Below are 25,468 nucleotides of genomic sequence, written 5' to 3' on the forward strand. Positions count from 1 at the left end.
ATGCAATCCTCTTTCATCCGAAAGAGGATTTTTTATATTTAAATAAATTAAGCCGTAACCACCTCTCCATTTACAAAAACTTCGTAGCCTATTTCAACATTCGGTTCCAATGTTTTAGAAACAGAACAGTATTTTTCAAAAGACAGTTGGGCAGCTTTATATGCTTTTTTAGGATCAATATCACCTTCCAGAAGGAATTTAACCTTAATTGATTTAAAAGGTTTCGCATCATCCACAGGAATTCTTTCACCTTCTACTTCCGCCTTGAAACCTGTAATTTCCTGTCTTTGCTTTTTCAAAATGGAAACTACGTCAATTCCGCTGCAGCCTGCAACCGCCATCAATACGCTTTCCATCGGCGAAACACCTTTTGCACCAGGCTGTGTTGTATTATCTAAAAGGATTGAACTACCCTGAGAATTGGTAGCTTCAAATAAAAAATCGTCATTGATTCTATTAAGTGTTATTTTCATATTGGTTGCTTGTTGCTTGTGCAAAATTATAAAATTCCCCTTGCTTTTATTTCAAGATATTTATTGATAACATCGATATTTAAATTCTCCGGCAGGGTATAAACCGTATAAATTCCGTATTTACGAAGCTCCTGGATAATTAATTTTTTTTCAAACTCAAATTTTTCCGCAATAATCTCATCGTAAATCTCCTGCATACTTTCAGGATTTTTATGAATTAAGGTCTGTAATTCCGAATTTTTAAAGAAAACGACCACCAGCAAATGGTTTTTTGCAATTCCCCGGAGATATTTCAGCTGACGGTTTAATCCATCCAGCGTTTCAAAATTAGTGAATAATAAAATTAAGCTTCTTTGATTTAAAGAATATTTTACATCCTGATACAATCGGCTGAAATCACTTTCAAAGAAATCCGTTTTAATATTATACAGCGCTTCGGAAATTTTTCTTAATTGACCGGATTTATTTTCTGCTGCAATTTTGTTCTCTGTTTTCTTAGAGAAGGTCATCATTCCGGCCCGGTCTCCTTTTTTCAGAATAATATGGGACAATGCCATCGTTGCATTAATGGAATAATCCAGCAAACTTAATCCTTTAAAAGGCATTTTCATTGTTCTTCCGGTATCAATCAGCATAAAAATCCGCTGTGATTTTTCGTCCTGAAACTGATTCACCATCAAGCGGTTAACTTTGGAAGTCGCTTTCCAGTTGATCGTTCTGATATCATCACCGGGAACATATTCTTTGATCTGCTCAAATTCCATCGTGTGGCCGAGCTTGCGGATTTTTTTGATTCCGCCTAATAGAAATTCACTTTGGATAGCCATTAATTCATACTTTCTAAGGTGAATAAATGACGGATAAGACGGAAGATTAGCATCCTTCTGGAAAGTAAATCTCTTCGAAACAAATCCTAAAGGAGAAGAAACATATACATTCAGATTTCCGAAATTGTATTCTCCCCTTTCTTTCGGTTCCAAAATATATTGAAAAAATGAATTTTTCCCCGACTCAATCTGCTTTTCAATCAAAAAATCTCTTTTCTGAAACTGAAACGGAATTTCGTCTATAATTTTTGTATTAATTCTAAAGCTGTAATTATTTCTGATGTCAATTTTCACGGGATTTTCATCACCGTTCGATAGTTTTTCAGGTAAAATCCTCTGCGCAGAAATACCCTCTTTTTTATTGAAAACAAATAGATAATCCACCATTGCCGCCAAAAAGATCAACAACAAAACAATATGCGCAACCACCATCAGAAACGGAAAGAAAAATGCAAAGACATACAGAATTCCCACTCCAATGAGCGCGAAGAAAAAGCGTGTATTGATGTATAAATTCTTCATGTTGCAAAGGGATTAGGAGTTAAGATTAGGATACATTTTAAATTAAACAATGCAATTTCCCTAAATCCTTAGCCCTAATTTCTAAAATCTACCTGGGAATTTCTATTCCCTCTAAAATCTGTCTTATAATTTCGTCGGCTGTTAAGCCTTCCATTTCTCTTTCCGGCGATACGATTACTCGGTGTCTTAAAACCGCATAGCTTGCCTCTTTAATATCTTCAGGAGTTACGAAATCTCTCCCTCTTAATGCTGCAAAAGCTTTTGAAGCCGTTAATAAAGCTAAACTTGCTCTTGGAGAAGCTCCGAGATACAAGAACTGATTTTCACGGGTATTGACGATGATTTTCGCAATATATTCCATCAGCTGAGCTTCAACAATGATTTCTTTTACCAACATTTGATAGTTTTTCAGCTGCTGAGCCGTAATTACTTTGTTTACAACCTCTGTTTTATCTTCTTTTTTACTTTCGTGCTGATTTTTGATGATTGCAATCTCCTGCTCAAGATTTGGGTAACCTACATTTATTTTGAATAAAAAACGGTCAAGTTGCGCCTCCGGAAGTCTATAAGTTCCTTCGTGCTCAATCGGGTTTTGCGTGGCTACTACCAGAAACGGCTCTTCCATAGTATAGCGGATTCCGTCCATGGTGATTTGCCTTTCTTCCATCACCTCGAACAACGCAGCCTGAGTTTTAGCCGGCGACCTGTTAATTTCATCAATTAAAATAAAATTGGAGAAAATAGGACCTTTTTTAAATTCAAATTGAGAATTTTTTACATTAAAAATTGATGTTCCTAAAATATCAGAAGGCATCAAATCCGGTGTAAACTGGATTCTGCTGAAGCCTACATCAATAGTTTTAGCTAATAATTTTGCCGTGATGGTTTTTGCCACCCCCGGAACACCTTCAATCAGAACGTGTCCGTTCGAGAGCAATGCAGCCAAAAGATGTTCCACCATGCTTTCCTGGCCTACAATTACTTTTGCAATTTCGGATTTTACTTTTTCCAAACTTGTCCGAAGCTCAATCATATCTATCCTGGACTGAAACTGATCTTCTTTTTTATCAAAATTTATAGAACTTTGATTTTCTACATTTTGGTTTTCAAGGTTTTCCATATTTATTTAATTTAACAATATACCAATGCAGCAGTTTACCAATTAATGAAGGATTGTTACATTGTTACACTTCTAGATTGTTACATTTTTACTATTTCATCCAGCAAGGTATTCATTTTTGCCAGATCTTCTTTCATCACGTTGGCGTAGGGATCCTGAGCTTTTTTTATCAGGCCGATCGCTTCAGTAATCCTTTCCATCGGTTTTCCGGTTTTGAGCTGCAGTTTTTTGGCAAATTCTTCATCCAGATTTTGGGTATCAATTAAAAGATCCATCCTCACTTTATTCAGGAAATACTGGGCTTTTTTAGCCATCATATCATGAAAATCCCCTTCCTGCAGATATAAGTTCCCGATACTTTTTACAAAATCGACAGACGTATTTCTTAGTGGTTCAATGACCGGAACAATGCGCTGCTTTCTTTTTGCATTAAAAAAGATAAACAAAATCAAACCACCCAAAAGCACCCACCAGGCATATTTCAATGCCGGATTTGAAAGAATAAATCTCAGGAAAAACTGCGAAGCTTTGGATTGACTTTCCACAAACCACAAGGTTTCTTTATCATCAAGATAGGAAAAAACATCCTGTGCATATTTTATGCTTCCCGGCTTCAGCAGGTAATAATTTGTAATGAAAAGGGGTTCACTGTGAACATAGATATTTCCTTTCCCGAATTTAGCTTTAATAAAATTCGCCTGGTCGGTATTATTTTTTTCTACTGTTTTCCCAAGAACTTCCACATAAGGTTTGATAAAAGTAAAACCTCTTCCTGAAGGAAATTTATCAAGCTTAATGAAATCATTCTGGTATTTTTTATCGGTTAATTTTAAAACATTTTCATCCTCAAAAGAAATCTTGGAATCATAATACCCGATGCTGTCAGAGATATCTTTAGGCATCTGGCTTACCATGATCATGGCATTGGAACCTTTGGAAACTTCATTCAGAATTTTATTCCAGGACTGCCTGTCGATATCATTTTCAATGATCAAAATATTGTGCGCCGGTTTTTTATTGGCATTATAATAATCGTAAGGAGTCTGGTCTATTTTTTTAACTTTATTTTTAAAAAGGTCTTTTATTTCAGAATTAAAAATAAAAAGTCCGAAAGGTGATTTTTTGTTGGTATCAAAATTTTTCCGCCAGTCAACACTCTCTGTTTTATTCACTTCAAACAACGCGATAATCACCATCACAACGATGAAAATTACAGCATATATTTTGAAAGTTTTGTTCATGATAAGTTTTAATTACGGTTTAAAATTTTGATACTGGCTTTTAAATTTCAGATAGCTCTCTTCATTGATACCAAATTCTCCGTACCATACATAATCGAAGATATAAGAAAGATCAAAAAAATCATTTTTAAGATGTGGAGCTTTTAGTTCTGCCACATAATCTTTATTGGTTTTTTCCGGATTCCACACGATGAGCTTTTTATCACTTAATTTTTTCAATACAAACAAAAACTGGTAACGTACCGCAGACCTGTAATCTCCCGATTTTTCAAATTTCAAAATACTTTCAGGGAAATTAATCTCATGGATATTTTCATGCAGTTCTTCATCTTTAATTTCTACCTTCCTGTTTTTCTTCCCGAATAAGAAATTTCCATCTTTACCAATCAAATATTTAATGATAAAATAAAGCAGAAAGCCAATAAGGACAATAGCGAACAACCGAACCAAAATCCCTGCTATATTGCCAGATTTCGTAAATACAGTTTCACCAAAAATAGCTTCCAGAATCCTGAATACTTTATCCATAAGCTTCTCCCAGAAAGACATTCTTGGCTTTACGGTAGTATAATCAAAGTCTTTTCCTTTGTATCTTGACGGGATATTCTCTTTAAATTTTTTGGGATAAACTGTATTTTCTGTAGTAAGGTTTTTTGCTAAAACAGAATCTGCACGGTACATATTTTTATAATGCCCTGTATCCAGAGAATCTACGTACACCTCCGCAACTGGCGGCGGCGGATCATTCTCAGTCTGTGCGTAGATAAATTGAGCAGAGAATAAAATCAGAAAAGAAAAAAGAATTTTATTCATTACTGCCAATGGTTTCTATTTCTGCAAGCTCTATTTTCTGATGAAGGTCTGTTCTGCTGTCGTAATACATCAATCCTGAATTTATATATAAAACATTCATGAGCACCGTAGAAATTACAGAAGAGACCCCATACATAAAGAATATTAACACCCCAAAAACTCCGTTAAAAGGATTTTGTTCAAAATCTGCATCGGGAGCCGTGGTGGTTAAGGTCATGAAATATAAAATCATCGGAACAGCAGAAAATATCCCTGTTACAATGTAAAAAAGTGCACCCATGATAAGGCTTGATCCCCAATATTTCCAATATGGAGAATTTTCCCTTCCGTTGGTATATGAAAACTGGGATCGTACAGCATAGCTCAAACTTTCGAAAAAACCTCTGTTTCCGTTGAAATAATCGTAACAAAGAAAGGTAACCACATTAAACAGCGTAGGAGCCACGAAAAGCATTAAAACCAACCCAATAACAATGAGAATCAGAAAATAAGAAATCCCGAAAAGTATTGTTGCGCCTGGCATTACAAGAAACGTAAGGCCAAAATAAGCTGTTAATACTTTGCTTTTATTTTGCTTAAAATCATTTAAAATATCATCTGTTTTTATGTCTTTATACCCTTCCGCAACTCTTTTCATGTAAAAAACAGGAAAAAGTAAATTGATAGTCATCAAAGCTGTCGAAAGAATAAAAAGTAAAATCCCCGACACAATAAACAGCCCTAAATTATCCGTAAAAAACTGTTCCAGGTAATAACTCTCCCCGCTAATATTCGAACCGAAAAGCACCCCGAAAAACTCTCTGAATCCCAAAACAATCACTACAACCATCAAGATCAGCAGCAATCCGTTCAGAAGAAGAAAATTCTTGAAGTAATTTTTTCCGTAAAACTTAAAAAAAGCAAAGCTGTCACTTATAAAAGTTCCAAAATCTCTTTTTTTATAAAACTGTATCATTGATTTGGTTATTAATTTTTTTATTTACGATAAACGGATACACAAAATAATAAAATCCGATCACAAAAAGCGAACCGAAGATAATGATCAGGTTCAAAAACAAAGGCATCTTCAGAGCATGTCTCGTTATGTAACCCTCGATAATTCCTGCACAAATCGTAAATGGTACCGTGCTTAAAAATATTTTGAAGGAATCCCTGAAACCGTTTTTAAAAGAATTAAATCTCGAAAAAGTTTTAGGAAACAAAATAGATGCTCCTAAGATCAATCCGCACATTGCTTCTACTACCATTGCAAAAATCTCGAATACTCCGTGAAGCCAGATTCCCCTTGCGCTGTCCTGCAGAGCTCCATAATCATAAAAGAAATATTGGAAAGACCCCAGCATGACACTGTTTGACAGCAGCGCCCATAATGTGCCTACACCTCCAAAAACTCCGTAGATATAAAGTTTTGCACCTACTCCTATATTGTTAAAAATAATTCCGATCGTACTTCCCCAGGTAGATCCGCTCTGATAAATCTCAACCGCATTTCCTGATTTTATATTTTCAATAGTTTGATTTACATAATCTTCCCCTAAAATAATTTTGGCAAAATCTTTATCATAAATTGCAGAAAGCATCCCGATTAATGTAAACAAAATAAAAAACAGAAAAGCATAGCCCAGATATCTCCTGTACTGATACACCAGCAGCGGAACCTCAGTTTTGAAGAAATACAGCACCCTGTTTTCCTCTACTCTTTTCGTTTTGTAAATCTTCTGAAAAATCTGTGAAGAAAGGTGGTTCAGGTAAACTGTTGTATTGCTTTTCGGATAATAGGTCTGGGCAAATGAAAGATCATTCACCAGGTTTATATACAACGAAGACAGGTCATCAGGATTTTTTTTAATTTTCCCTTGAATAACCTGTTCGATTCCCAACCATTTTTCTTTATTTTGTTTAATAAAATAAACCTCTCTCATAATTGTAAGGCTAAAATAATAAAAATTATGTCTCAAATTGCGATTAATACATCACAAAATGTAAATATTAATTTCAACATTGCCAGTGTTGGAGACAGAATGGTTGCATTTATCATTGATCTTCTGATAAAGGTTGCTTATGTAATTGCTGTTCTGTATGTTTTTTTCAATATTCTGGACTTGGGATATCTGCTGAACGGGCTGGATCAGTGGTCTGTAATGGCGGTTTATATTATCCTGCTTTTCCCCACTTTTATTTACCCTGTAGTTTTGGAAAGCCTGATGGAAGGACAGACGCCGGGAAAAAAAGCAATGAAAATCAGAGTGGTGAAAATAGACGGTTATCAGGCAGGTTTTGGAGATTATATGATCCGGTGGATTTTCAGGATTATTGATACTTCTTTTGCGGGAGTTGTAGGCTTAATTTCCATGATTGTATCGAAAAACAACCAACGTTTGGGGGATATTGCTTCCGGAACAGCCGTTATTTCTTTAAAAAATACCATTAATATTTCTCACACTATCCTCGAAAATATCCAAGAAGATTACATTCCGACATTTCCTCAGGTTATTGCCCTGAGTGATAATGACATGAGAATCATTAAGGATAACTACACAAAAGCCCTTCGCGTGGACGACCGCCAGATTATCAGCAAGCTTTCTGAAAAGATCAAAAGCATTCTGAAGCTTGAAATTGATTCTACAAAAATGACGGAAAGGCAGTTTATCGGGGTTATCATTAAAGATTATAATTATTATACGGGAAAAGACAATTAATTTACTTTTAAGTTTTGGCTAAAGCCAATTTGATTATTCATTTATAAACGGGCTAAAGCCCGTTCCTATTGATACTTCTCATCGATAGAATTTCAAAGAATAAATTTGTGATATTCGTGGAAAAAATTCGTGCCATCAGTGTTACAACTTCTTGATTTACATCAAAACTTTCGCGGTGCGGTTTTTGTACTTTTACAAGTATAAAAGCTTAGATTATGAAATTTGAAAACAATAAATCAGGAAACGGCGGAGTAATTACATTAAATAACGAAATTAAAGAAATCGGAAGGTTAACATACACCATTTTTCCTGAAGAAAACAGGTTTATCATTTCCTTTGTCCTCGTTCATCCTGAATTTGAAGGAAGAGGAATGGGAAAATATCTGGTAGAAGAAGCCATTAAATTTGCAAGAGAAAACAACTGGAAGGTTTATCCCCACTGTTCTTATGCAAGAGCCGTAATGACCAGAATGAGCGATGTGGACGATGTTTTCTTACAGCGTTAAAACCTCATTCACAAGAATTTCTTCAATGTCATCCGGGTAGTTCACTCTAAGATGCTGATCAGAAGCTACCCAATTTTGAATTTCTTCTAATTTTAAAACTTTAGAGTTCGGAATTCCCATTTTGTCTAAAGCGCAGGCATTGCATTCCTGTTCATACTGATTATGAATAGGGATAACGAATAATTTTTTATCCATAAAAAGTGCTTCAGCTGGGCTCTCGAAACCGGCGTTACAAAGAATTCCATCACAGTTTTCAAATGATTTCAGATACTGAATTTCATCAATCGGGAAAACCTCAACATTATTTTCTTTATACTGGAGCTTGGAATATTTGGAAAAAACTTTCCATTCCACCGGAATCTGCTTTAACACTTTAATAATATTTTCATCCGAAAAACTGGGAAGATAAACCAGATAAAATCCTTTTTTGTCCGGATTAAGATTTCTGATTTTCTTTCTGATAACCGGCTTTTTGATCTGCGGATGGTAATTTTCAAAGTGGAAGCCTATTCTTTTTTCGCTCGGAACATAATAATTAAGCACCATTTCTCCAAAAAAATCTTTCTTTTCCGGCTTAGGTGTTTCCTTAAACAACATGGAAGCCTGATGGCTCAATTCTATCATCGGATGTTTTTTAAGCTTACATGCCCAGCCTGTTACTGGCTCATAATCATTGATGACGAGATCATATTTTGAAAGTTCGATTTCCCTGATATTCTTTAAAGCTTCAAGAAAATTATTATCCGTAAATGTTTTACGGTAGGATAGACCTCCTGTTTTGTTATAAAGCAACGAAATTCCTTTATACTGAAAGTTAACGTCAAAATCAGCCTTTAATTGCGACTGGTGTCCGCTGATCAGGGTATCAACCGATGCATATTTTTTCAGAATAGGAACAATTTCCTGAGCCCTGGCAACATGCCCGTTTCCTGTTCCCTGAAATGCGTATAGGATTTTCATTTGGTGAAATTAGTTACAATTTTTAAAAGCTCATTGCTGTCAATATCCTGAATTTCTTCTGTTCCGTCATCCTGAAGCAAATGTTTATGGTCATCGTAATAAAAAATTTTCCATTCTTTATCATGATATTCCAAAGCGGAAAGATTTTCTATCCAGTCTCCGGAATTTAGATAAGTACAAGATCCTTTTTTGTTGACCACCTCACGGATCTGCGGCTGGTGAATGTGTCCACAGATTACATAATCATAATGATTGTCTATGGCTAATTCAGAAGCGGTGAGTTCAAAATCGCCGATATATTTCACGGCTTTTTTTACATTGTTTTTAATCTTTTTTGAAAATGAATATTTTTCCCTGCCCATTTTCTCCAGAAACCAATTGACCACATTATTGATTACAATTAAAAGATCATAGCCTTTACCTCCCAGCTTTGCGATCCATTTCGAGTGCTGAACGGATGCATCAAAAACATCTCCGTGAAAGATCCATGTTTTTTTGTCATTAATGTCAAGACAGATTTTGTTGCAGACTTTTAATTTACCTAATTCGAAATCGGTAAACTTACGGAACATCTCATCATGATTTCCGGTGATGTAGTACACATCAGTATTTTTTGTAGCGAATGAAAGGATCTTTTTGATCACCTTCAAATGAGGTTTAGGGAAGTAAGACTTTTTGAATTGCCAGATATCGATGATATCACCGTTCAAAACTAAAGTTTTAGGCTGAATAGAATTGAGATATCTCAGTAATTCTTTAGCCTTACATCCATAAGTTCCCAAATGAACATCCGATATAACAACTAATTCAACGTTTCTTTTCATAATCTTTGCAAAGAAACTAATTGAAAGTTAACTATATATGAATGTTATATTATTTTTTATAAAGAGTTCATCAGCTCTTCAGTAATTTCCATGTTGTGATACACGTTTTGTACATCATCATCTTCTTCAAAACGCTCAAGCATTTTCATATTTGCTTTGAACTGCTCTTCATTTACTTCTTTTGTGAGGTTTGGAATTCTCTGCAATTCAGCGCTTTTCACTTCTATTTTAAGCTCATCCAGCTTATGAGATAAAGAACCGAAATCTTCAAAAGCAGTCGTGATCATTACTTCTTCCTCATCCTTTTCCACGTCCTCTGCTCCACCATCGATCATCTCCATTTCAAAATCATCCCAATCCATTTTAATCTGGGCTAAATCTATTGTAAAAATCCCTTTTCTATCAAAGATAAATGCCAGTTCCCCATTCTTACCAAGGTTTCCATCAAACTTATTGAAAATTGCTCTTACATTGGCAACCGTTCTTGTTGTATTGTTCGTTGTACATTCTACGAAAAATGCCACACCTCCTTGCCCGTATCCTTCATAGGTGATTTCCTCATAATTTTCTGCATCTGCCCCACTAGCCTTTTTGATAGCTCTTTCAACATTATCCTTTGGCATATTTGCGCCTTTGGCGTTCTGGATACATCTTCTCAGCGCCGGATTGGATTCAGGATCTGGCCCTCCGGCTTTTACTGCCAGTGCGATATCCTTACCAATTTTAGAAAAAGTTTTGGCCATTTTATCCCATCTGGCCATTTTAGAAGCTTTTCTATATTCAAATGCTCTTCCCATTTTTATTTTTAAATTTTGACAAAATTAATTAAAAGTCAACGAAAAAAAAATACCCCCAGAAAACTGGAGGTATTTATATTTAGAAAAATTAATTATTTTTTCTTTCTAACTACTTTTTTCTTAGCTGTAGCTTTTTTCTTAGTAGTCGCTTTTTTCACTGGAGCATCTTCGTAATCTCTTTTCTTGATTGCGTTCCACTCGTCAGCGTTTTCAATAGCTGTTACAACTACTTTTCTGTCTACTTGTCTTTCAGCATCAGTTGCTTTTTCAGAAACTGTAGCTTTAGCTTCACCAACACCTACTGATTTAAGAGAGTTAGCATCTACACCTCTTGCATCTAAAGCAGCAACTACAGCAGCAGCTCTTTCTCTAGATAACTTCAAGTTGTAAGCTTCAGAACCTTTAGCATCAGTTCTACCTTCTAATAGATAGTTACCACCGTCTTTCTTAATTAATTCAGCAGCAGCATCTAATGCAGGAGTAGATTCAGCTTTGATTGTAGCTTTGTTGAAATCAAAGAATACACTTCCTAATTTACCTTCTACTTCGATAGCAGTTTGTTTTTTAGGCTTAGGACATCCGTTGTATTCTGGAAGACCTGGAACAGTAGGACAAGCATCATCTTTATCTAAGATACCGTCTCCGTCTGTATCTGGCCAAGGACAACCGTTGTTTTCAGCAGGACCTGCAACTGTAGGACAAGCATCATCTTTGTCGATTACACCGTCACCATCAGTATCTGGCCAAGGGCATCCGTTGTTTTCAACCGGACCTGCCACATCTGGGCATTGATCGTCTTTATCTGGAACTCCGTCACCATCAGTATCAGGACATCCTTGGAATTCTGGTAAACCTGGTGTATCTGGACATAAATCGTCTTTATCCAGGATACCATCCTTATCTCTGTCTCTGTTACCAAATCTGAAGTTCAATGAAGCACCAGCTTGCCAGAAGTTAGCAACACCAGACTTGTTACCCGGAGTTGATACATAATCTCCCTGAACACCAAGACCGAAGTTTTTAGTTACCCAGAAGTTAACACCAGCACCTGTAGCTACAGTAAAGAAGTTAGCTTTACCGTTTTCATTACCATTTTCTCCGTTTGTAATCCACTCACCGTTTGCATCAGTTCTTGGGAAAGTAAGAGAAGTATGGTCATGTCTCAGGTAGTTAGCACCCACTCTTAAATAAGGGTCAAACCAAGACTCCTCGTTCCATAGAAGACCTGCAGCTTTGAATTGAATACCAAGACCCGTCTGAAGGAAGAATTCTTTCCCCATGTTGAATCTTTTGTTCTCAACGTTACCTACCGTAGTCTGCCAGTCTAGAACTAAACCTTTACCGATGTTTCTAGCAACTGTAAGCTTAGACAAAGGTGGTGTAATAGAGAAGTTGTTCATATTGAACATCGTCTTCGTCAAATTATTAGCAGAAAACGTATTACTGAAAGTGTTTCTCTGTGCCATATGGTTTTCCGCGTGAGCACCAACCCCGATCATCCACGGATTGTTGGTAGTCTGAGCGAACACAGTAGAAGCAACAGTAAGCGCCAATGCTGAAATTCCTAATTTTAGATTTTTCATAGAATTAAATGATTAAATAATTGATAATGCAAAATAAATATAATTTTTCTTTATATACAAAGTTTTTCAAATGATTTTTAACTTTTCTTTAATATTCTGTCTAGGTTACGTTTATTTTCTCTATCTTTTATGCTCTCCCTTTTATCGAAAAGCTTTTTCCCCCTTCCCAACGCTATTAAGACCTTCGCTTTACCTCTGTCATTAATGTATAATTTTAAAGGTATAATTGTATTTCCCGCGTCCTTTAATTTCTTCTCCAGCTTTTGCAATTCTTTTTTGTGCAACAGCAATTTCCGTTCCCTTTTTGTTTTATGATTATAAAAAGTTCCCAATTTATACTCATCAATCATCATGTTAATAATGTATAATTCCCCATCAATAAACTGACAGAACGATTCCGTAATGGAAGCTTTAGAAGAGCGTAATGATTTTATTTCCGTACCCGTTAAAACCATTCCTGCTTCATATTCTTCGAGAATTTCGTATTCGAATCTCGCCCTCCTGTTTAATATATTGACTGTCTTTTCGATCTTCATCTTAAAATTTCTTTACTTGAAATATATAAAAAATACCTCACATTAAAAACTTGAATATTACATTATTACGAAATACCCAAATTCTTTTCGTATTTTTGCGCCAAATTTACAAAACTATATGTTAACAGTATCTAACTTATCTTTACAATTCGGGAAAAGAGTTCTTTTTGACGAGGTAAATATTATGTTTACCAAAGGAAACTGCTACGGAATCATCGGAGCAAATGGTGCAGGAAAGTCTACATTCCTTAAAATATTAACAGGAAAACAGGACCCAACAACAGGACACGTATCTTTGGAACCTGGAAAAAGAATGTCAGTTCTTGAGCAGGATCACTTTGCTTACGATCAATATACTGTACTGGAAGCGGTTTTGAGAGGTAACAAGAAATTATTCGAGATAAAAGAGGAGATGGACGCGCTTTACGCGAAGGAAGACTTCTCAGACGAAGACGGAATCAAAGCAGGGGAACTAGGTGTAATCTATGATGAAATGGGAGGATGGACAGCTGAATCTGATGCACAGACTATGCTTTCAAACGTAGGTATTACAGATGATATGCACTGGCAGATGATGAGCGAGCTTGAAAACAAAGACAAGGTAAAGGTTCTTTTAGCTCAGGCACTTTTCGGAAATCCGGATGTACTAATTTTGGACGAACCTACGAACGACCTTGATATTGAAACAATCTCTTGGTTAGAAGATTTCTTAGCAGATTACGAAAATACGGTAATCGTTGTATCTCACGACCGTCACTTCCTGGATACGGTTTGTACGCACATCGGAGACCTTGATTATGCCAAACTAAACCTTTACACAGGTAATTACTCTTTCTGGTATCAGGCTTCTCAATTAGCTACGAGACAGAGAGCTCAGGCCAACAAAAAAGCTGAGGAAAAGAAGAAAGAGCTTCAGGATTTTATCGCCAGATTCAGTTCAAACGTTGCAAAAGCAAAACAGGCAACGGCGAGAAAGAAAATGATCGATAAATTAAACATCGATGATATTAAACCTTCTTCAAGAAGATACCCTGCCATTATTTTCGAAATGGAAAGAGAAGCAGGAGATCAGATCCTTGATGTAAAAGGTCTTGAAAAAACGAAAGACGGGGAATTATTATTTTCAAATATTGATTTAAACCTTAAAAAAGGAGATAAAGTTGCTGTTTTATCTAAAAACTCTCTAGCTATTACAGAATTTTTCGAAATCCTGGCAGGAAACGTTCAGCCGGATAAAGGGACTGTTGCTTGGGGTGTTACCACGACACAATCTCACATGCCTTTAGATAATACAAGCTTTTTCCAGGAAGATTTAAGCCTGGTTGACTGGTTAAGACAATTCACAAAAAATGACGAAGAACGCCACGAAGAATTCGTAAGAGGTTTCTTAGGAAGAATGCTATTCTCGGGTGATGAAGCTTTGAAGTCTTGTAAAGTACTTTCAGGAGGTGAGAAAATGAGATGTATGTTCAGCCGAATGATGCTTCAGAAAGCAAACATTCTTTTACTGGATGAACCTACCAACCACTTAGACCTTGAAAGTATTACGACTTTGAACAACTCTTTATCAAACTTCAAAGGAAATATCTTACTGGCTTCTCATGACCACGAAATGCTTTCAACAGTCTGTAACAGGATCATCGAACTGACTCCGACAGGAATCATCGACAGAGAAATGTCTTACGATGATTATCTTGCTGATAAAAAAGTAAAAGAATTAAGAGAAAAAATGTATTCTTAATCTTTATTAAACTTAAAATAAAATAGCTGCTCGTCGGGCAGCTATTTTTTATTTATAAGCTTCTGATTTTAATAATTTGATATTTATCTATTACAGGGCATTATCATAAAATTCTTTTTTTTCAAAATGGTTTGAAATCACTTTTCATCCGTTTTTTACAATAGGGTTTTTGAGTTTTTTTCCCTATTTTTGTGAAATGAGTCAAAAATGGATTTATAAGCCCGAACCCGACGAGGAAATTGTGGACGGATTAAGTTCGTCACTTGGTTTTGGAACTTTTGAATCTAAGCTTCTCGTTCTTAGAGGAATTGACAATTATCAGAAAGCTAGAGAGTTCTTTAAACCCAATCTTACAGATATTCACAACCCCTTTTTAATGGCGGATATGCAGAAAGCCGTAGAGCGGATTGCCACTGCTATCGAAAACGGGGAAAAAATACTTGTGTACGGAGATTACGATGTAGACGGAACCACTGCTGTTGCTTTGATGTACCTGTACCTCAGCAAAATTGTTCAGAAAAAATATTTAGATTATTATATCCCTGACAGAAATTCTGAGGGGTATGGAATTTCAACCGAGGGGATTGATTTCGCCAAAGAAAATGGTTTTTCATTAATCATAGCTTTGGACTGCGGAATTAAATCATTGGATATGATCAGCTATGCGCAAAGCCTGGATATTGATTTTATCATCTGTGACCACCATTTACCCGGTGAAGAAATTCCCAATGCCGTTGCAGTTCTTGATCCCAAAAGAAGCGATTGCCGCTACCCTTTCAAGGAACTTTCCGGATGTGGAGTCGGTTTCAAGCTTTGCCAGGGTTTAAATACCATTTATAAGCTTCCCGAGGCAGAATTGTTTGAACTAACAGACCTTTTGGCCATTTCCATAGCCGCCGATATTGTTTCCATGACCGGCGAAAACAGAGTTTTGGCAAAAATGGGATTAAAAACTTTACGCAAAACAAGAAATCTTGGATTAAGGCTTCTTATTCCTGATGAAAAGCTGTCTCACTTTGAGATTTCGAATATTGTTTTTGAAATTGCACCGAAAATCAATGCGGCTGGAAGAATTTCTCACGGAAAAGCAGCTGTTGAGCTTATGGTTTCAGATAATCTTAAGCATGCTCATCAGATTGTGAGTGACATTATGGATCTTAATGATGAAAGAAGAGAGCTGGATATGAACTCTACGCTTTCCGCATTAAATCAAATTATTGAATCTCAGCAGGAAACAAAATACACTACCATCGTTTATCATCCGGAATGGAATAAAGGCGTTATCGGGATTGTAGCTTCAAGATTGATTGAAACTTACTACAAGCCTACCCTGGTTTTCACTGATGGAAATAATGGCGAAATGGTGGCTTCCGCAAGATCGGTTTCCGATTTTGATGTGCATGAAGCTTTGGATATGTGCTCAGAATATTTTTTAAAATTCGGGGGACACCACGCTGCGGCTGGGCTTTCTATGGAGAAAGACAAATTTGAGGCTTTTAAAGAAAAATTTGAAAGAATTGTTTCTGAAAAGATCAAAGAGCATCAGAAAGAACCTTCCATCACCATAGATTCTGAAATACAGATTGATGAGATCAACCGCGAATTCATTAATTTCCACAGAAAACTGGCACCTTTCGGACCTCACAATATGAAACCTATCCTGGCTTTAACCAACCAAAAAGTTTCCGGATACATTAAAACGATGGGAAAAGATAATAATCACCTTAAATTTTACATTAAACAGGAATCTACGGGCAGAAATATTGAATGTGTAGGCTTCAAACTGGGACAGTTTGCTGATGATTTCAGAACAAAAAGCTTTGATCTGGCATTCACCTTAGAAGAAAATCACTGGAAAGGAAATGTGACGCATTATTTGAATATAAAGGATGTGAAATTCAGAGAATAAATCTGCCACCTTGGAAATATAATCTGCTATCTCAAAATGAAAAAAATCGGTTTATTTTTCGGTTCATTTAATCCAATACATATTGGACACCTGATCTTGGCGAATTATATTCTGGAGAATTCCGATATGGATGAATTGTGGTTTGTGGTGAGCCCACAAAATCCGTTCAAAGACAAAAAATCTTTACTAAGCGACCACAACAGGCTGGATATGGTGCAGCTTGCCGTAAAAAATTATCCTAAAATGCGGGCTTCCAATGTAGAGTTTTCTCTTCCAAAGCCAAGCTACACTATTGATACGCTGACTTATCTTCACGAAAAGTATCCTGACTATTCTTTTAGTTTAATAATGGGAGAAGACAATCTGGACAATCTGCATAAATGGAAAAACGCAGATATTTTGATCAAAAATCATCATATTATTGTTTATCCAAGAATGTTCGAAGGTGAGAAAAAAGATTCTGAATATCTTCAGCACGATAATATCTCTCTGATAAAAGCTCCGGTTATAGAACTTTCAGCCACAGAAATCCGAAATATGATTAAAAGCGGGAAAAATGTAAGGCCAATGCTTCCACCAGAGGTTTTTGATTATCTGGACGGCAGCAGTTTTTATAAAAGTTAGAAGTTAGAAGTTAGAAGTTAGACAAAATTATTACAATGAATTTCATCGAAAAATTTTTCTCAAAATATTCTCAGGAAAGGATTATTAAATGGTTTAAGCAGGTTTGTCTCGCAGAAGCTATTTCCTGCCTGTTGCTGTATGGTGTTGCCATGATCTGGATCCGCTATGATGAGAATTTGTATTCTATTATTTTCATCAGCGTTATCGGCAGCCTGCACGGATTATTTTTTACACTTTATCTTTTGCTTTGTCTTCCGGTGAGAAAAATTTTTGAGTGGGACGATGAAGATTTTGTCTTTGCCCTGCTCTCCGCATTTTTCCCTTTTGCTACTATTTGGGTAGATAAAAAACTCGCCCGTTTCGACAGAGAATAACATACAATTGAACCAGTTGTTGGTTCTTTTTTTTTGCTTTAAATTATTCTATCTCCCTATATTTTCTTGTCATTTTTTTCTAACAATTAAAAAAAATCAACCTTCAAGATGTAACAAAATTTCATCTTTAATTGTCTAATTAATAACAAAGTCATTAAAATTAAAATTTAACTTAAAAATTTTTAACACTGATTATCAACAAGTTAAATTTATTATTAAAACATTTTAAGTACTTTGTATTGCATGATACCAAATTTATTACATATCTTTGCAATGTTAAATAATAACAAATACAAGCTATTAAACCCACAAAAATAAAGAACATGAAAACGCCTATTTTCATCGCAGCCATATTTTTCAGCGGATTGACATTCGCACAAGAGAAAAAACAAGACACCGTAAAAACAAAAACCATAGAAGGAGTAACTATGACAAAGCAGGTCTTCAAAAAACAAAGTGACCGTTTTGTATATGATGTAGCCGCATCACCGGTTACTAAAGGAAATACTACATTTGACCTATTGAAGCAGACCCCGCTTCTTTCCACAACGGATGATAAAACGTTGAAAATTGCAGGAAAAAACAATGCACTGATCTATATCAATGGTAGAAAGACCAATATGGATGCGGAATCTTTAACTCAATTTCTAAAAAACACTCCGGCAGAAAATATTCAGAAAATAGAAGTGATTACTGTTCCGGGGAGTGAATTCCAAGTAGAATCTTCAGACGGAATCATCAACATTATCCTGAAGAAAAAAATGAGCGACGGAACCAGCGGAAATATGAGAATGTCTAACTCTCAGAATAAATACAACTCCAGCCAGGCAAGTTTCTCCGTTAATTACAGAAAGGATAAGCTTGGAATTAATGCTAATCTAAGCGGCGGTGAGAACATCAACCCCCAGTCTTATATTTTAAGAAACAAAACAGGAAATGTTCAGAATGAATCTGTGGGCGATATTGATGATCCAAACAAAAACATCGGCGGCTATTTAAATATTGACTATCAGCTCAACGATAAAAGCAATCTGGCTCTTTCATGGAATTCTTGGGCCAATAAAAGTTATAATTCATCTATTAATTTATTGAATACAATCACAAGATACGATAAGGACGGAAATCTGGTTTCTACTGATTATACTAAAACAAAGAATGACGAAGATGCAAGAAACTACAATAACTCCGTAAACTTAAACTATGAATTAAAGCTTGACTCTCTGGGAAGCAAACTAAATCTGAATGCCGCTTATCTTAATTATAAAAGATTTCAGTATTCCGATAACAATACGATGATAAAAGATGCAGCTGGAGATTTCAGTCAGAACAGTAAAAAGATCATTCAGGATATTCCACAGATCATCAACAATTTTTCGGGAACTGTAGATTATATCCAAAAGTTTAAAAATGATTTCACATTTTCAGCCGGGGGAAATTTTAATAAAACCAAAACTGATAATGATACAAAGAATTATACCTATCCTTATGATCTGTCAGGAAATCAGCTTCCTTCTGAAAATGACTTTAACCACTTCATTTATGACGAAAACATTTACGGGGCATATGTAACTTTTGAAAAGAAATTCTCCGACAAATTTTCCGGAAAAGTAGGAACCAGATATGAAATTACCAACAGTCTCGGGACTGCAGACAGCTGGAAAAATAATGTACAATCTAAACAGGAAATAAAGAGAAACTACAATAACATTCTTCCTTATTTAAGCTTTAATTATGCATTAAATGATAAGAACAATATATCCTATTCATTCTCAAGCAGAATGAGAAGGCCAAGCTTTTGGGAGCTTAATCCTGTGAAAAACCTTATTACGGAAGATAATTATACACAAAATAACCCTTTCGTAAAAGCATCATCCACATACAATCAGGAATTGACTTATATGTATAAAAACTCTTACTTCCTGATCTTAAATCACACCTTTGTAAAAGATCAAATTACACAAGTTCCTCTACAAAGAAGTTATAAAGACCCTGAAACAGGCCAGGAAAAAATACAGCTTGCCTACATCCGAACCAACTTCGGAGACAAGCAGGAAATGTCTGCTATGCTTGGAATGCAGAAAACGTTTTTCAAACAATACCTGACAACCAATTTCAATATCGGAGTTCAGCATAATATCAATGACGGATTTTTGAATACGGATCCTACAACAGGACAGGTTTTTGATGATTATATCAACAACAGGAAATCAACAAGCCTTGTGATTCAGACCAACAACACGCTTCGTCTTGATAAAAAGAAAACATGGTTCCTGGGTGCAAATTTCTTCTATATAGACAAACAACAAATTGAGCTTGGAGTTCTTAAAAACTTAATGAGTCTGGATTTAAGCTTAAAGAAAAACTGGAACGACTGGACTTTTGCGGTAAACGTAAACGACGTCCTGAGAACAAATATAGTGGAAATAGAAGATTTTCAGGATGGCGGAAACTACAATTACATCCGAAACGACCAGTACAGAAGAAATCTTACCGTAAGCATCACTTACAACTTTGGAAACCAGAAAGTGAAAAAAGTAAGAGACATCGAAAGTGCTTCAGACGCTATTAAAAACAGAACAAGATAACAATCATTTCTTCATATATCATTTTTTGTGGTAAAACTCACTGAGAAATCGGTGGGTTTTTACTTTTTTGTTTAGGGTTTAGGGAAAATAAATATATTTTCGATTACAAGGTTTTATTAGTAGGTTACGGCTTGATTTTGGATTAAATATTTTCGTTAAAAATTCATTATGAAAAAGCTGTCATTCATTTTTAGTTTACTTGTTTTAGTCTTTACTTTTTCCTATCAGCAAAAAATTGATTTAGGAAAAAACGCCACATTTAGAATCAAAAAAAATGTCTCCTATGGACAGCATCCGGAACAAAAACTGGATATGTACATCCCCGAAAGTGAATCGGGCAATAATGATGTTTTCATCATTATTCATGGTGGAGGCTGGCGGGGCGGACAAAGATCGCAGCTTACGGGCTTTACATTTGACCTTATGAAAAAATTCCCGCAGAATATTTTCGTTAATATCGATTACAGGCTGGCTACCACTAAACGTTTTGCCCTGCCCAATCAAATGGATGATATAAAAGATGCAATGTCTTACGTAGAAAAAAATTTAAAATATCAGCCAAAATACATCCTTCTCGGAAACTGCGCAGGTGGAAATCTATCTATGCTGTATGCCTATAAATTTGACAAGGAAAAAAAAGTAAAAGCAGTCGTAAATATTGTTGGGCCTGCAGACCTGAGTGATTCCGGTTTTAAAAACTATGACGATTATTCTTTCATTGAAAAACATATGATAGACCCGAAAATAGTTGATAAAAACATTTCTTTAATGGATTTCGGAAGTCCGACTTACTGGGTAAATGCAAGTTCAGCTCCTACAATTTCATTCTATGGGACACAGGATCACGTTGTTCCTGTATCACAAAAAAGAATTCTGGATTCTGTACTGGTTAAAAATAATGTCCCGCATGAATCTTATGAATTTAACGGGAACCACCTTTCGTGGGAGGATCAGCCCAATTCTTCTTTTTTAATTAAAAAAATTGCGGGCTTTCTGAGAAATTTAAACTGATTTTAAAAACGAATGACGCTAATTTTCACGATATACACTAATGGTTGAGATAAGTTTTGGCTAAAGCCAATGAATTTTATAATTAAAAAGCGGGCTAAAGCCCGCTCCTATTGATTTAACGCCATCTGATTGCAGAAATTCGTATTAGTTGTAAAATTCGTGAAATCCATTCAGAATTAATACCCCAAAGTTCTTTTAGCCTCAATGGCAGTTGTATTTAAAGTATTCAGGCATCTTTTAAAATTCTCATCATTTCGTAAATCCCAGAATGGAAATAAAACCACAACGGAAACATCAGATTTCGGGTCATAAGCCATTAAAGAAAGATAGCCTTCCGTTGCGCCGTTGTGCCCGTATCCAATCCCTGTAAAATCTGAACATCCTAAAGCATATCCGGAAGTTGTCGCCGGCCCTTTGCTGGTTCTCATCAGCTCTGCGCTTGATGCATACAGAACATTCTGCCCTTTCATCAGGCTTCTGATATAGTCGCTCAGCATCGCCATAGTTCCTAATCCATTTCCTTCCCCGACATGTGCGCTTGCGTTTTTCTGATCCGTTACCTCATCATGATCAGTGAATTTTATAAATCCTTTCACATAAGGGGACGGAAGCTGCTTATCAGAAGCAAGCTGCGGAAACTTTATTCCTAAAGGTTTCTTGGAATTTGGCCCTACAATATGATCATACATGAAATCTCCGTATGTTTTCGTTGAATTTATTTTTTGGGAATACACTCTTGCGATAATTTCACTTAAAATGGTGTATCCTGTATTAGAATAATGGTACACTGTATTTGGCGGACCGTAAGTAAGATTGTGGTCTTTTAAAACTTTCGCGTAATCCGAAGCAGAAAACTGGAAGTCCGGATTGGTGGTCAGCATATATTCTGCATAAGTCTGCCCACCGACGCTATATTGTGAATCATCATTCGTCAAATCATAAATTCCTGCATTATGTTGCAGAATCTGGCGGATAGTGATTTCGCTTTTGTGTGGAAAATTCCAATCTGCTATGTCCGGAGTATAAGGAACTGTTGTTCCGGGAATATTATCTGTGATCTTATCATCAAGCTTCAGCCAGCCATCCTGCATCATCTTTAAAATAGCAGTGGATGTAAAGTTTTTTGTATTGCTTGCAAACCGGAAATAAGTGTTGGGTGTTACCGCAGAACCGTTCGTTCCCTTTACTGTACTGAAAAAAATACCTTTTGGGGAAACCACATAAACGCTCAGTGACGGAATATCGGCATTTAAATCTCTCTGAAGGTTGGAGTGGATATTTTTCATCACAGCATCCAGTTCCAGCTGATAATTTTTTTCGTTTTCATCATCTCCGCAGCCTGCAAACAAGAACAGCAGAAATAATACAAGAGAAAGAAGCCTGAGTTTTTTCATAGTTTATTATTAGATTTATTTTATGCTGCTAATTTCGGTATTTTTTAGAAATATTTCAATGTACAGGGATAATGAATTGAAAATTTACTTAAACATGAAAATAAATAAAAAAAGCCTCAGAAAATAATTCCCGAGGCTTTTATATTTTAATTTTAAATATTATTCTGATTTAAAAACTTCCGTTCTTTCTGAAATTCCATTAGCATTGAAAGCTTCGATCTGGAAATAATAAGAATCCGTTCTGTCTGCTCCGGTGAAGAAATATTCATTTTTACCGTACACCATAATGCTTCCGTATAATTTATCCGGAGATTTTCCCCAGTAGATTACATATCCATCAGCATCCGGATTTTGTCTCCATTTCATCCAGATACTTCTTCTTTCCCCATATTTTTTAGGATCAGATCTCAATGGAACGAAATCTTCCACCTTTTTAGGAACAGCGCCTCCACCTTTTCCAAAAACCCTGAAACCGCTTAACGCAAATTTCCCTGTCGGCATTTTTAAGTTTTCCATTTTCAGGAATCTTGCTTTGGCTGGCTTTTCAAGTTCAACATAATCATGGGGAACGTCTTTTGTATTTTTGCTTTTATCTACAATCACGTTCCATTTTTTACCGTCATTTGAACCGTAAATTTTGTACTGATGCATTTTGCCCAATGTTTTTCCTAAAAACTCCACATCCTGATCCGCATAATTGATCTGAATGGCATTAATGGTAGAAACTTCCCCTAAATCCGTCTGAAACCACTCCCCTGAATTTCCGGTTTTTGCACTCCAGTATGTTTTAATGTCTTCATCTACTGCGTAATTTGAATGATATCCGCCTAATGTAGACGAAACCTGAACCGGCTTGTTATAATTCAGCAGCATCCAGCCTGCAAAAAGTCCTTTTGAAAAATCTTTTCCCTGAGCATATTTTGGGAGGAAAGTAGGATAATCTCCATAAGCTGTGTTGGTGTACATTACATCATCTTTATCAAATCCGGCAGGCCAGATTCCTAATCTTCTTTCAAAATTATTTTTAGTGGAAATAAAAATGGTCGAAACATGCCACCAGTTTTTGTAATTATCTTCGAATGTTGCTCCATGTCCTGCGCCTCTGGCAAAACCGCCCGGCTTATAGGAAAACGGGTTGTGCTGCTGATATTCGAAGCCTTCCAGAGGATTTTTACTTACATAAACCCCGTCGGAATATCCGCTGAATTCCGTTGCCGGAGCACCGTACTGCATATAGTATTTCCCGTTGTGCTTAGTCATCCATGCCCCTTCCACGAATGGCTGAAGAAACACATTGTCATTATATTCCCCAAATCTTTCCCAACCGTGATCTTCCGGTTTTAATCTGATAATAGGCTTTACAAAACCTTCAGACTGTAGGGTTTTTACTTTCACTTCAGTACCTAATAACGGCCATTCATTGCTGGAACCCCAGTATAAGTATAGCTTGTTTTTGTCTTCGTCATAATGGAAAGCAGGATCCCAAGCTCCTACTTTTAAGGTGTCAACAGCAATTTGCCAGTCGTCTTTCGTAGGATTTGTACTTTTCCAGATCGGAAAATCCTGTTCCCAGGTGGATCCGAAGACATATAGTGTATCTTTCATTTTCCATACTGCAGGAGCATTAAGGTCATGGATATATTTATTGTCTCTAAGGAATTTTCTCTTCACAAATTTCCAGTCCAGCATATCATCGCTGTACCAGTACCCTTCCTGATTGGTTGAAAAAAGGAACAGTTTTTCTTTAAAATTTACAATTACAGGATCGGCGGTAGCTCTGTGTCTACCCTGTTTTGAAAAATTTTCGAAAGGTGTGTACCCGTAGTCGATATTAATCGGGTTACAGAATGTTTTTTGCTGGGCGTTTAAACTTATTCCAAACAAAAAAGCACATAAAAATAAATACTTCTGCATCTTCATATTTTTTACATTAAATGCAAATTTAGTGAAAAATATAAGTTATTTTATTCAAGTGTAATTTCATTAAGGATAAATCTTCTCTCAAATCCTTTAATATCATTTTGGGTTTCCAAAATTTCAAGAGGATAATATTTTTCCAAAATAGATTTTCCCAATATTATAGGATGAAACAATGATTTTATTTTGTCTGTCACCCACATTTCACGTTTATAAATAATATTTACTGCATAAGCCTTATAATCTTGGTTCGCATCTTCATTATTTTCTTTATACTCATACTTTACTTTATAACATTCATATCCATTAATTATCTTCTTACTTTTTTTATCTTCTTGATATTGCAAGAATTATATTATTTGCAAATAAATCCGTGGCATCATATTCATTCGTAATTTCACCATTCTCCAATACAAAATTTATTATTTTAGAGTTTTCAAACTCTTGCTTATATATTTTTGATGAATCCTGTATAAATGTAGTATTTTCCAAGATGTTAGATGAGGCTTCTGACATTTGCTCAATTTCTTGCTCTCTGCCTATATTATCTTCTTCTTTCAACAAGGATTTTTTTAAGGACTCCTTAAACTTCTCTTTTGAAATTTTTATAGTTTCATCATACAATTTTTTATTTGTAATCTTTGATACTTCTCTAAATGTGATTTCACCTTTTATAGGCGTAAAAGGTTTATAAGTTTGGGCATTAAAGCCCAAACTGAACTTGCAACTATTTTTGAGACAAAATTTATATACTCTTTATGCTACATTTTTAGATTGATTAGACATTAAATTTTGATACTCTCTTATGGTTAAATTTCCTAAAGCTGAATGCCTTCTCTGGGTGTTGTAAAATGTTTCTATATATTCAAACACAGAGTTTTTGGCGTGGTCTCTAGTTTCATATTTATTTTGATAGACAAGTTCGGTTTTCAGAGTTTTGAAAAAACTCTCCGCTACAGCATTATCATAGCAATTTCCCTTTCCACTCATACTTCGGGTAATATTTTTCCCG

The 25,468-nt window shown here is 35.7% G+C and carries 25 protein-coding genes; 8 read left to right on the forward strand and 17 right to left on the reverse strand.

Annotation, left to right across the window (positions count from 1 at the left end; genetic code table 11):
* Window positions 1-47: 47 nt before the first annotated feature.
* The 7 genes from H560_RS0112360 to H560_RS0112390 all read right to left on the reverse strand — a co-directional run bounded on the left by H560_RS0112360 (window position 48) and on the right by H560_RS0112390 (window position 6,918).
* On the reverse strand, window positions 48-473 hold the full coding sequence (locus H560_RS0112360) for an OsmC family protein (RefSeq protein ID WP_027380335.1): 426 nt from the start codon (window positions 471-473) through the stop codon (window positions 48-50).
* Between the two features lie 26 nt (window positions 474-499).
* Complete coding sequence (locus tag H560_RS0112365; RefSeq protein ID WP_027380336.1) at window positions 500-1,822, reverse strand: DUF58 domain-containing protein; 1,323 nt, start codon at window positions 1,820-1,822, stop codon at window positions 500-502.
* Between the two features lie 88 nt (window positions 1,823-1,910).
* Window positions 1,911-2,942 carry an AAA family ATPase gene (locus tag H560_RS0112370; protein WP_027380337.1) on the reverse strand — a complete coding sequence of 344 codons (1,032 nt, stop codon included), beginning with the start codon at window positions 2,940-2,942 and terminating at the stop codon, window positions 1,911-1,913.
* A gap of 80 nt (window positions 2,943-3,022) precedes the next feature.
* Window positions 3,023-4,183: a DUF4350 domain-containing protein gene (locus tag H560_RS0112375; protein ID WP_027380338.1), complete on the reverse strand. Its 1,161-nt coding sequence runs from the start codon at window positions 4,181-4,183 to the stop codon at window positions 3,023-3,025.
* A gap of 12 nt (window positions 4,184-4,195) precedes the next feature.
* Window positions 4,196-4,996 carry a hypothetical protein gene (locus H560_RS0112380; protein WP_027380339.1) on the reverse strand — a complete coding sequence of 267 codons (801 nt, stop codon included), beginning with the start codon at window positions 4,994-4,996 and terminating at the stop codon, window positions 4,196-4,198.
* Window positions 4,989-5,951 (reverse strand): DUF4013 domain-containing protein, encoded by a 963-nt coding sequence (locus H560_RS0112385; RefSeq protein WP_027380340.1) that lies wholly within the window; start codon window positions 5,949-5,951, stop codon window positions 4,989-4,991. The genes H560_RS0112380 and H560_RS0112385 overlap by 8 nt, the downstream gene beginning before the upstream one ends.
* The gene (locus H560_RS0112390) at window positions 5,935-6,918 is read right to left on the reverse strand and encodes a stage II sporulation protein M (protein WP_027380341.1); all 984 of its coding nucleotides are present in this window, start codon (window positions 6,916-6,918) and stop codon (window positions 5,935-5,937) included. Before H560_RS0112390 ends, H560_RS0112385 begins: the two co-directional genes overlap by 17 nt.
* Window positions 6,919-6,945: 27 nt before the next feature.
* On the opposite strand from H560_RS0112390, the gene H560_RS0112395 reads away from it, so the two are divergent.
* Window positions 6,946-7,695 (forward strand): RDD family protein, encoded by a 750-nt coding sequence (locus H560_RS0112395; RefSeq protein ID WP_027380342.1) that lies wholly within the window; start codon window positions 6,946-6,948, stop codon window positions 7,693-7,695.
* Between the two features lie 215 nt (window positions 7,696-7,910).
* Window positions 7,911-8,201, forward strand: a complete 291-nt coding sequence (locus tag H560_RS0112400) for a GNAT family N-acetyltransferase (protein WP_027380343.1) — start codon at window positions 7,911-7,913, stop codon at window positions 8,199-8,201.
* On the opposite strand, the gene H560_RS0112405 is transcribed toward H560_RS0112400, so the two are convergent.
* The 5 genes from H560_RS0112405 to smpB all read right to left on the reverse strand — a co-directional run bounded on the left by H560_RS0112405 (window position 8,190) and on the right by smpB (window position 12,901).
* Window positions 8,190-9,161 carry a glycosyltransferase family protein gene (locus tag H560_RS0112405; protein WP_027380344.1) on the reverse strand — a complete coding sequence of 324 codons (972 nt, stop codon included), beginning with the start codon at window positions 9,159-9,161 and terminating at the stop codon, window positions 8,190-8,192. The genes H560_RS0112400 and H560_RS0112405 overlap by 12 nt on opposite strands.
* Window positions 9,158-9,985 carry a UDP-2,3-diacylglucosamine diphosphatase gene (locus H560_RS0112410; RefSeq protein ID WP_027380345.1) on the reverse strand — a complete coding sequence of 276 codons (828 nt, stop codon included), beginning with the start codon at window positions 9,983-9,985 and terminating at the stop codon, window positions 9,158-9,160. The genes H560_RS0112405 and H560_RS0112410 overlap by 4 nt, the downstream gene beginning before the upstream one ends.
* A 56-nt stretch (window positions 9,986-10,041) precedes the next feature.
* On the reverse strand, window positions 10,042-10,782 hold the full coding sequence (locus tag H560_RS0112415; RefSeq protein ID WP_027380346.1) for a YebC/PmpR family DNA-binding transcriptional regulator: 741 nt from the start codon (window positions 10,780-10,782) through the stop codon (window positions 10,042-10,044).
* Between the two features lie 92 nt (window positions 10,783-10,874).
* Window positions 10,875-12,365 (reverse strand): OmpA family protein, encoded by a 1,491-nt coding sequence (locus H560_RS0112420; protein WP_027380347.1) that lies wholly within the window; start codon window positions 12,363-12,365, stop codon window positions 10,875-10,877.
* A 77-nt stretch (window positions 12,366-12,442) separates the two neighbouring features.
* Window positions 12,443-12,901 carry an SsrA-binding protein SmpB gene (smpB, locus tag H560_RS0112425; protein WP_027380348.1) on the reverse strand — a complete coding sequence of 153 codons (459 nt, stop codon included), beginning with the start codon at window positions 12,899-12,901 and terminating at the stop codon, window positions 12,443-12,445.
* Between the two features lie 118 nt (window positions 12,902-13,019).
* Between smpB and H560_RS0112430 the strand changes: the two genes are divergently transcribed.
* From H560_RS0112430 to H560_RS0112455, 6 genes are all read left to right on the forward strand, one after another.
* The gene (locus H560_RS0112430) at window positions 13,020-14,642 is read left to right on the forward strand and encodes an ABC-F family ATP-binding cassette domain-containing protein (protein ID WP_027380349.1); all 1,623 of its coding nucleotides are present in this window, start codon (window positions 13,020-13,022) and stop codon (window positions 14,640-14,642) included.
* 196 nt (window positions 14,643-14,838) lie between these two features.
* Window positions 14,839-16,551, forward strand: a complete 1,713-nt coding sequence (gene recJ, locus H560_RS0112435; protein WP_027380350.1) for a single-stranded-DNA-specific exonuclease RecJ — start codon at window positions 14,839-14,841, stop codon at window positions 16,549-16,551.
* A 36-nt stretch (window positions 16,552-16,587) separates the two neighbouring features.
* A complete protein-coding gene (gene nadD / locus H560_RS0112440) occupies window positions 16,588-17,175 on the forward strand; it encodes a nicotinate (nicotinamide) nucleotide adenylyltransferase (protein ID WP_027380351.1) in 588 nt (195 codons plus the stop codon).
* Window positions 17,176-17,210: 35 nt separating this feature from the next.
* The gene (locus H560_RS0112445) at window positions 17,211-17,549 is read left to right on the forward strand and encodes a DUF3817 domain-containing protein (protein ID WP_027380352.1); all 339 of its coding nucleotides are present in this window, start codon (window positions 17,211-17,213) and stop codon (window positions 17,547-17,549) included.
* 323 nt (window positions 17,550-17,872) lie between these two features.
* Window positions 17,873-20,134, forward strand: coding sequence for an outer membrane beta-barrel family protein (locus H560_RS0112450; protein WP_027380353.1), 2,262 nt, complete (start codon window positions 17,873-17,875; stop codon window positions 20,132-20,134).
* 168 nt (window positions 20,135-20,302) lie between these two features.
* A complete protein-coding gene (locus H560_RS0112455; RefSeq protein WP_034752768.1) occupies window positions 20,303-21,145 on the forward strand; it encodes an alpha/beta hydrolase in 843 nt (280 codons plus the stop codon).
* A gap of 176 nt (window positions 21,146-21,321) precedes the next feature.
* On the opposite strand, the gene H560_RS0112460 is transcribed toward H560_RS0112455, so the two are convergent.
* From H560_RS0112460 to H560_RS0112485, 5 genes are all read right to left on the reverse strand, one after another.
* Window positions 21,322-22,539, reverse strand: a complete 1,218-nt coding sequence (locus H560_RS0112460) for a serine hydrolase domain-containing protein (RefSeq protein WP_027380355.1) — start codon at window positions 22,537-22,539, stop codon at window positions 21,322-21,324.
* Window positions 22,540-22,698: 159 nt separating this feature from the next.
* The gene (locus H560_RS0112470) at window positions 22,699-24,453 is read right to left on the reverse strand and encodes a discoidin domain-containing protein (protein ID WP_027380356.1); all 1,755 of its coding nucleotides are present in this window, start codon (window positions 24,451-24,453) and stop codon (window positions 22,699-22,701) included.
* Between the two features lie 50 nt (window positions 24,454-24,503).
* The gene (locus tag H560_RS0112475; protein WP_027380357.1) at window positions 24,504-24,803 is read right to left on the reverse strand and encodes a hypothetical protein; all 300 of its coding nucleotides are present in this window, start codon (window positions 24,801-24,803) and stop codon (window positions 24,504-24,506) included.
* Window positions 24,784-25,170, reverse strand: a complete 387-nt coding sequence (locus tag H560_RS0112480) for a hypothetical protein (protein WP_027380358.1) — start codon at window positions 25,168-25,170, stop codon at window positions 24,784-24,786. The genes H560_RS0112475 and H560_RS0112480 overlap by 20 nt, the downstream gene beginning before the upstream one ends.
* Window positions 25,171-25,212: 42 nt before the next feature.
* Window positions 25,213-25,468, reverse strand: a 256-nt coding sequence (locus tag H560_RS0112485) for an IS3 family transposase (RefSeq protein WP_027380359.1), incomplete at its 5' end; no start/stop codon positions are given.

The sequence above is a fragment of the Chryseobacterium daeguense DSM 19388 genome, from assembly GCF_000430825.1.
Lineage (GTDB): Bacteria > Bacteroidota > Bacteroidia > Flavobacteriales > Weeksellaceae > Chryseobacterium > Chryseobacterium daeguense.

Bases quoted from the DNA above. Each gene is read 5' to 3' on its own strand.
- H560_RS0112400 (WP_027380343.1), top strand. From the start codon at position 7,911: ATGAAATTTGAAAACAATAAATCAGGAAACGGCGGAGTAATTACATTA.
- H560_RS0112365 (WP_027380336.1), bottom strand. From the start codon at position 1,822: ATGAAGAATTTATACATCAATACACGCTTTTTCTTCGCGCTCATTGGA.
- H560_RS0112375 (WP_027380338.1), bottom strand. From the start codon at position 4,183: ATGAACAAAACTTTCAAAATATATGCTGTAATTTTCATCGTTGTGATG.
- H560_RS0112370 (WP_027380337.1), bottom strand. From the start codon at position 2,942: ATGGAAAACCTTGAAAACCAAAATGTAGAAAATCAAAGTTCTATAAAT.
- smpB (WP_027380348.1), bottom strand. From the start codon at position 12,901: ATGAAGATCGAAAAGACAGTCAATATATTAAACAGGAGGGCGAGATTC.
- H560_RS0112415 (WP_027380346.1), bottom strand. From the start codon at position 10,782: ATGGGAAGAGCATTTGAATATAGAAAAGCTTCTAAAATGGCCAGATGG.
- H560_RS0112445 (WP_027380352.1), top strand. From the start codon at position 17,211: ATGAATTTCATCGAAAAATTTTTCTCAAAATATTCTCAGGAAAGGATT.
- H560_RS0112390 (WP_027380341.1), bottom strand. From the start codon at position 6,918: ATGAGAGAGGTTTATTTTATTAAACAAAATAAAGAAAAATGGTTGGGA.
- H560_RS0112455 (WP_034752768.1), top strand. From the start codon at position 20,303: ATGAAAAAGCTGTCATTCATTTTTAGTTTACTTGTTTTAGTCTTTACT.
- H560_RS0112450 (WP_027380353.1), top strand. From the start codon at position 17,873: ATGAAAACGCCTATTTTCATCGCAGCCATATTTTTCAGCGGATTGACA.
- H560_RS0112470 (WP_027380356.1), bottom strand. From the start codon at position 24,453: ATGCAGAAGTATTTATTTTTATGTGCTTTTTTGTTTGGAATAAGTTTA.
- H560_RS0112410 (WP_027380345.1), bottom strand. From the start codon at position 9,985: ATGAAAAGAAACGTTGAATTAGTTGTTATATCGGATGTTCATTTGGGA.
- H560_RS0112405 (WP_027380344.1), bottom strand. From the start codon at position 9,161: ATGAAAATCCTATACGCATTTCAGGGAACAGGAAACGGGCATGTTGCC.
- H560_RS0112430 (WP_027380349.1), top strand. From the start codon at position 13,020: ATGTTAACAGTATCTAACTTATCTTTACAATTCGGGAAAAGAGTTCTT.
- H560_RS0112395 (WP_027380342.1), top strand. From the start codon at position 6,946: ATGTCTCAAATTGCGATTAATACATCACAAAATGTAAATATTAATTTC.
- H560_RS0112420 (WP_027380347.1), bottom strand. From the start codon at position 12,365: ATGAAAAATCTAAAATTAGGAATTTCAGCATTGGCGCTTACTGTTGCT.
- H560_RS0112380 (WP_027380339.1), bottom strand. From the start codon at position 4,996: ATGAATAAAATTCTTTTTTCTTTTCTGATTTTATTCTCTGCTCAATTT.
- H560_RS0112385 (WP_027380340.1), bottom strand. From the start codon at position 5,951: ATGATACAGTTTTATAAAAAAAGAGATTTTGGAACTTTTATAAGTGAC.
- H560_RS0112360 (WP_027380335.1), bottom strand. From the start codon at position 473: ATGAAAATAACACTTAATAGAATCAATGACGATTTTTTATTTGAAGCT.
- nadD (WP_027380351.1), top strand. From the start codon at position 16,588: ATGAAAAAAATCGGTTTATTTTTCGGTTCATTTAATCCAATACATATT.
- H560_RS0112460 (WP_027380355.1), bottom strand. From the start codon at position 22,539: ATGAAAAAACTCAGGCTTCTTTCTCTTGTATTATTTCTGCTGTTCTTG.
- recJ (WP_027380350.1), top strand. From the start codon at position 14,839: ATGAGTCAAAAATGGATTTATAAGCCCGAACCCGACGAGGAAATTGTG.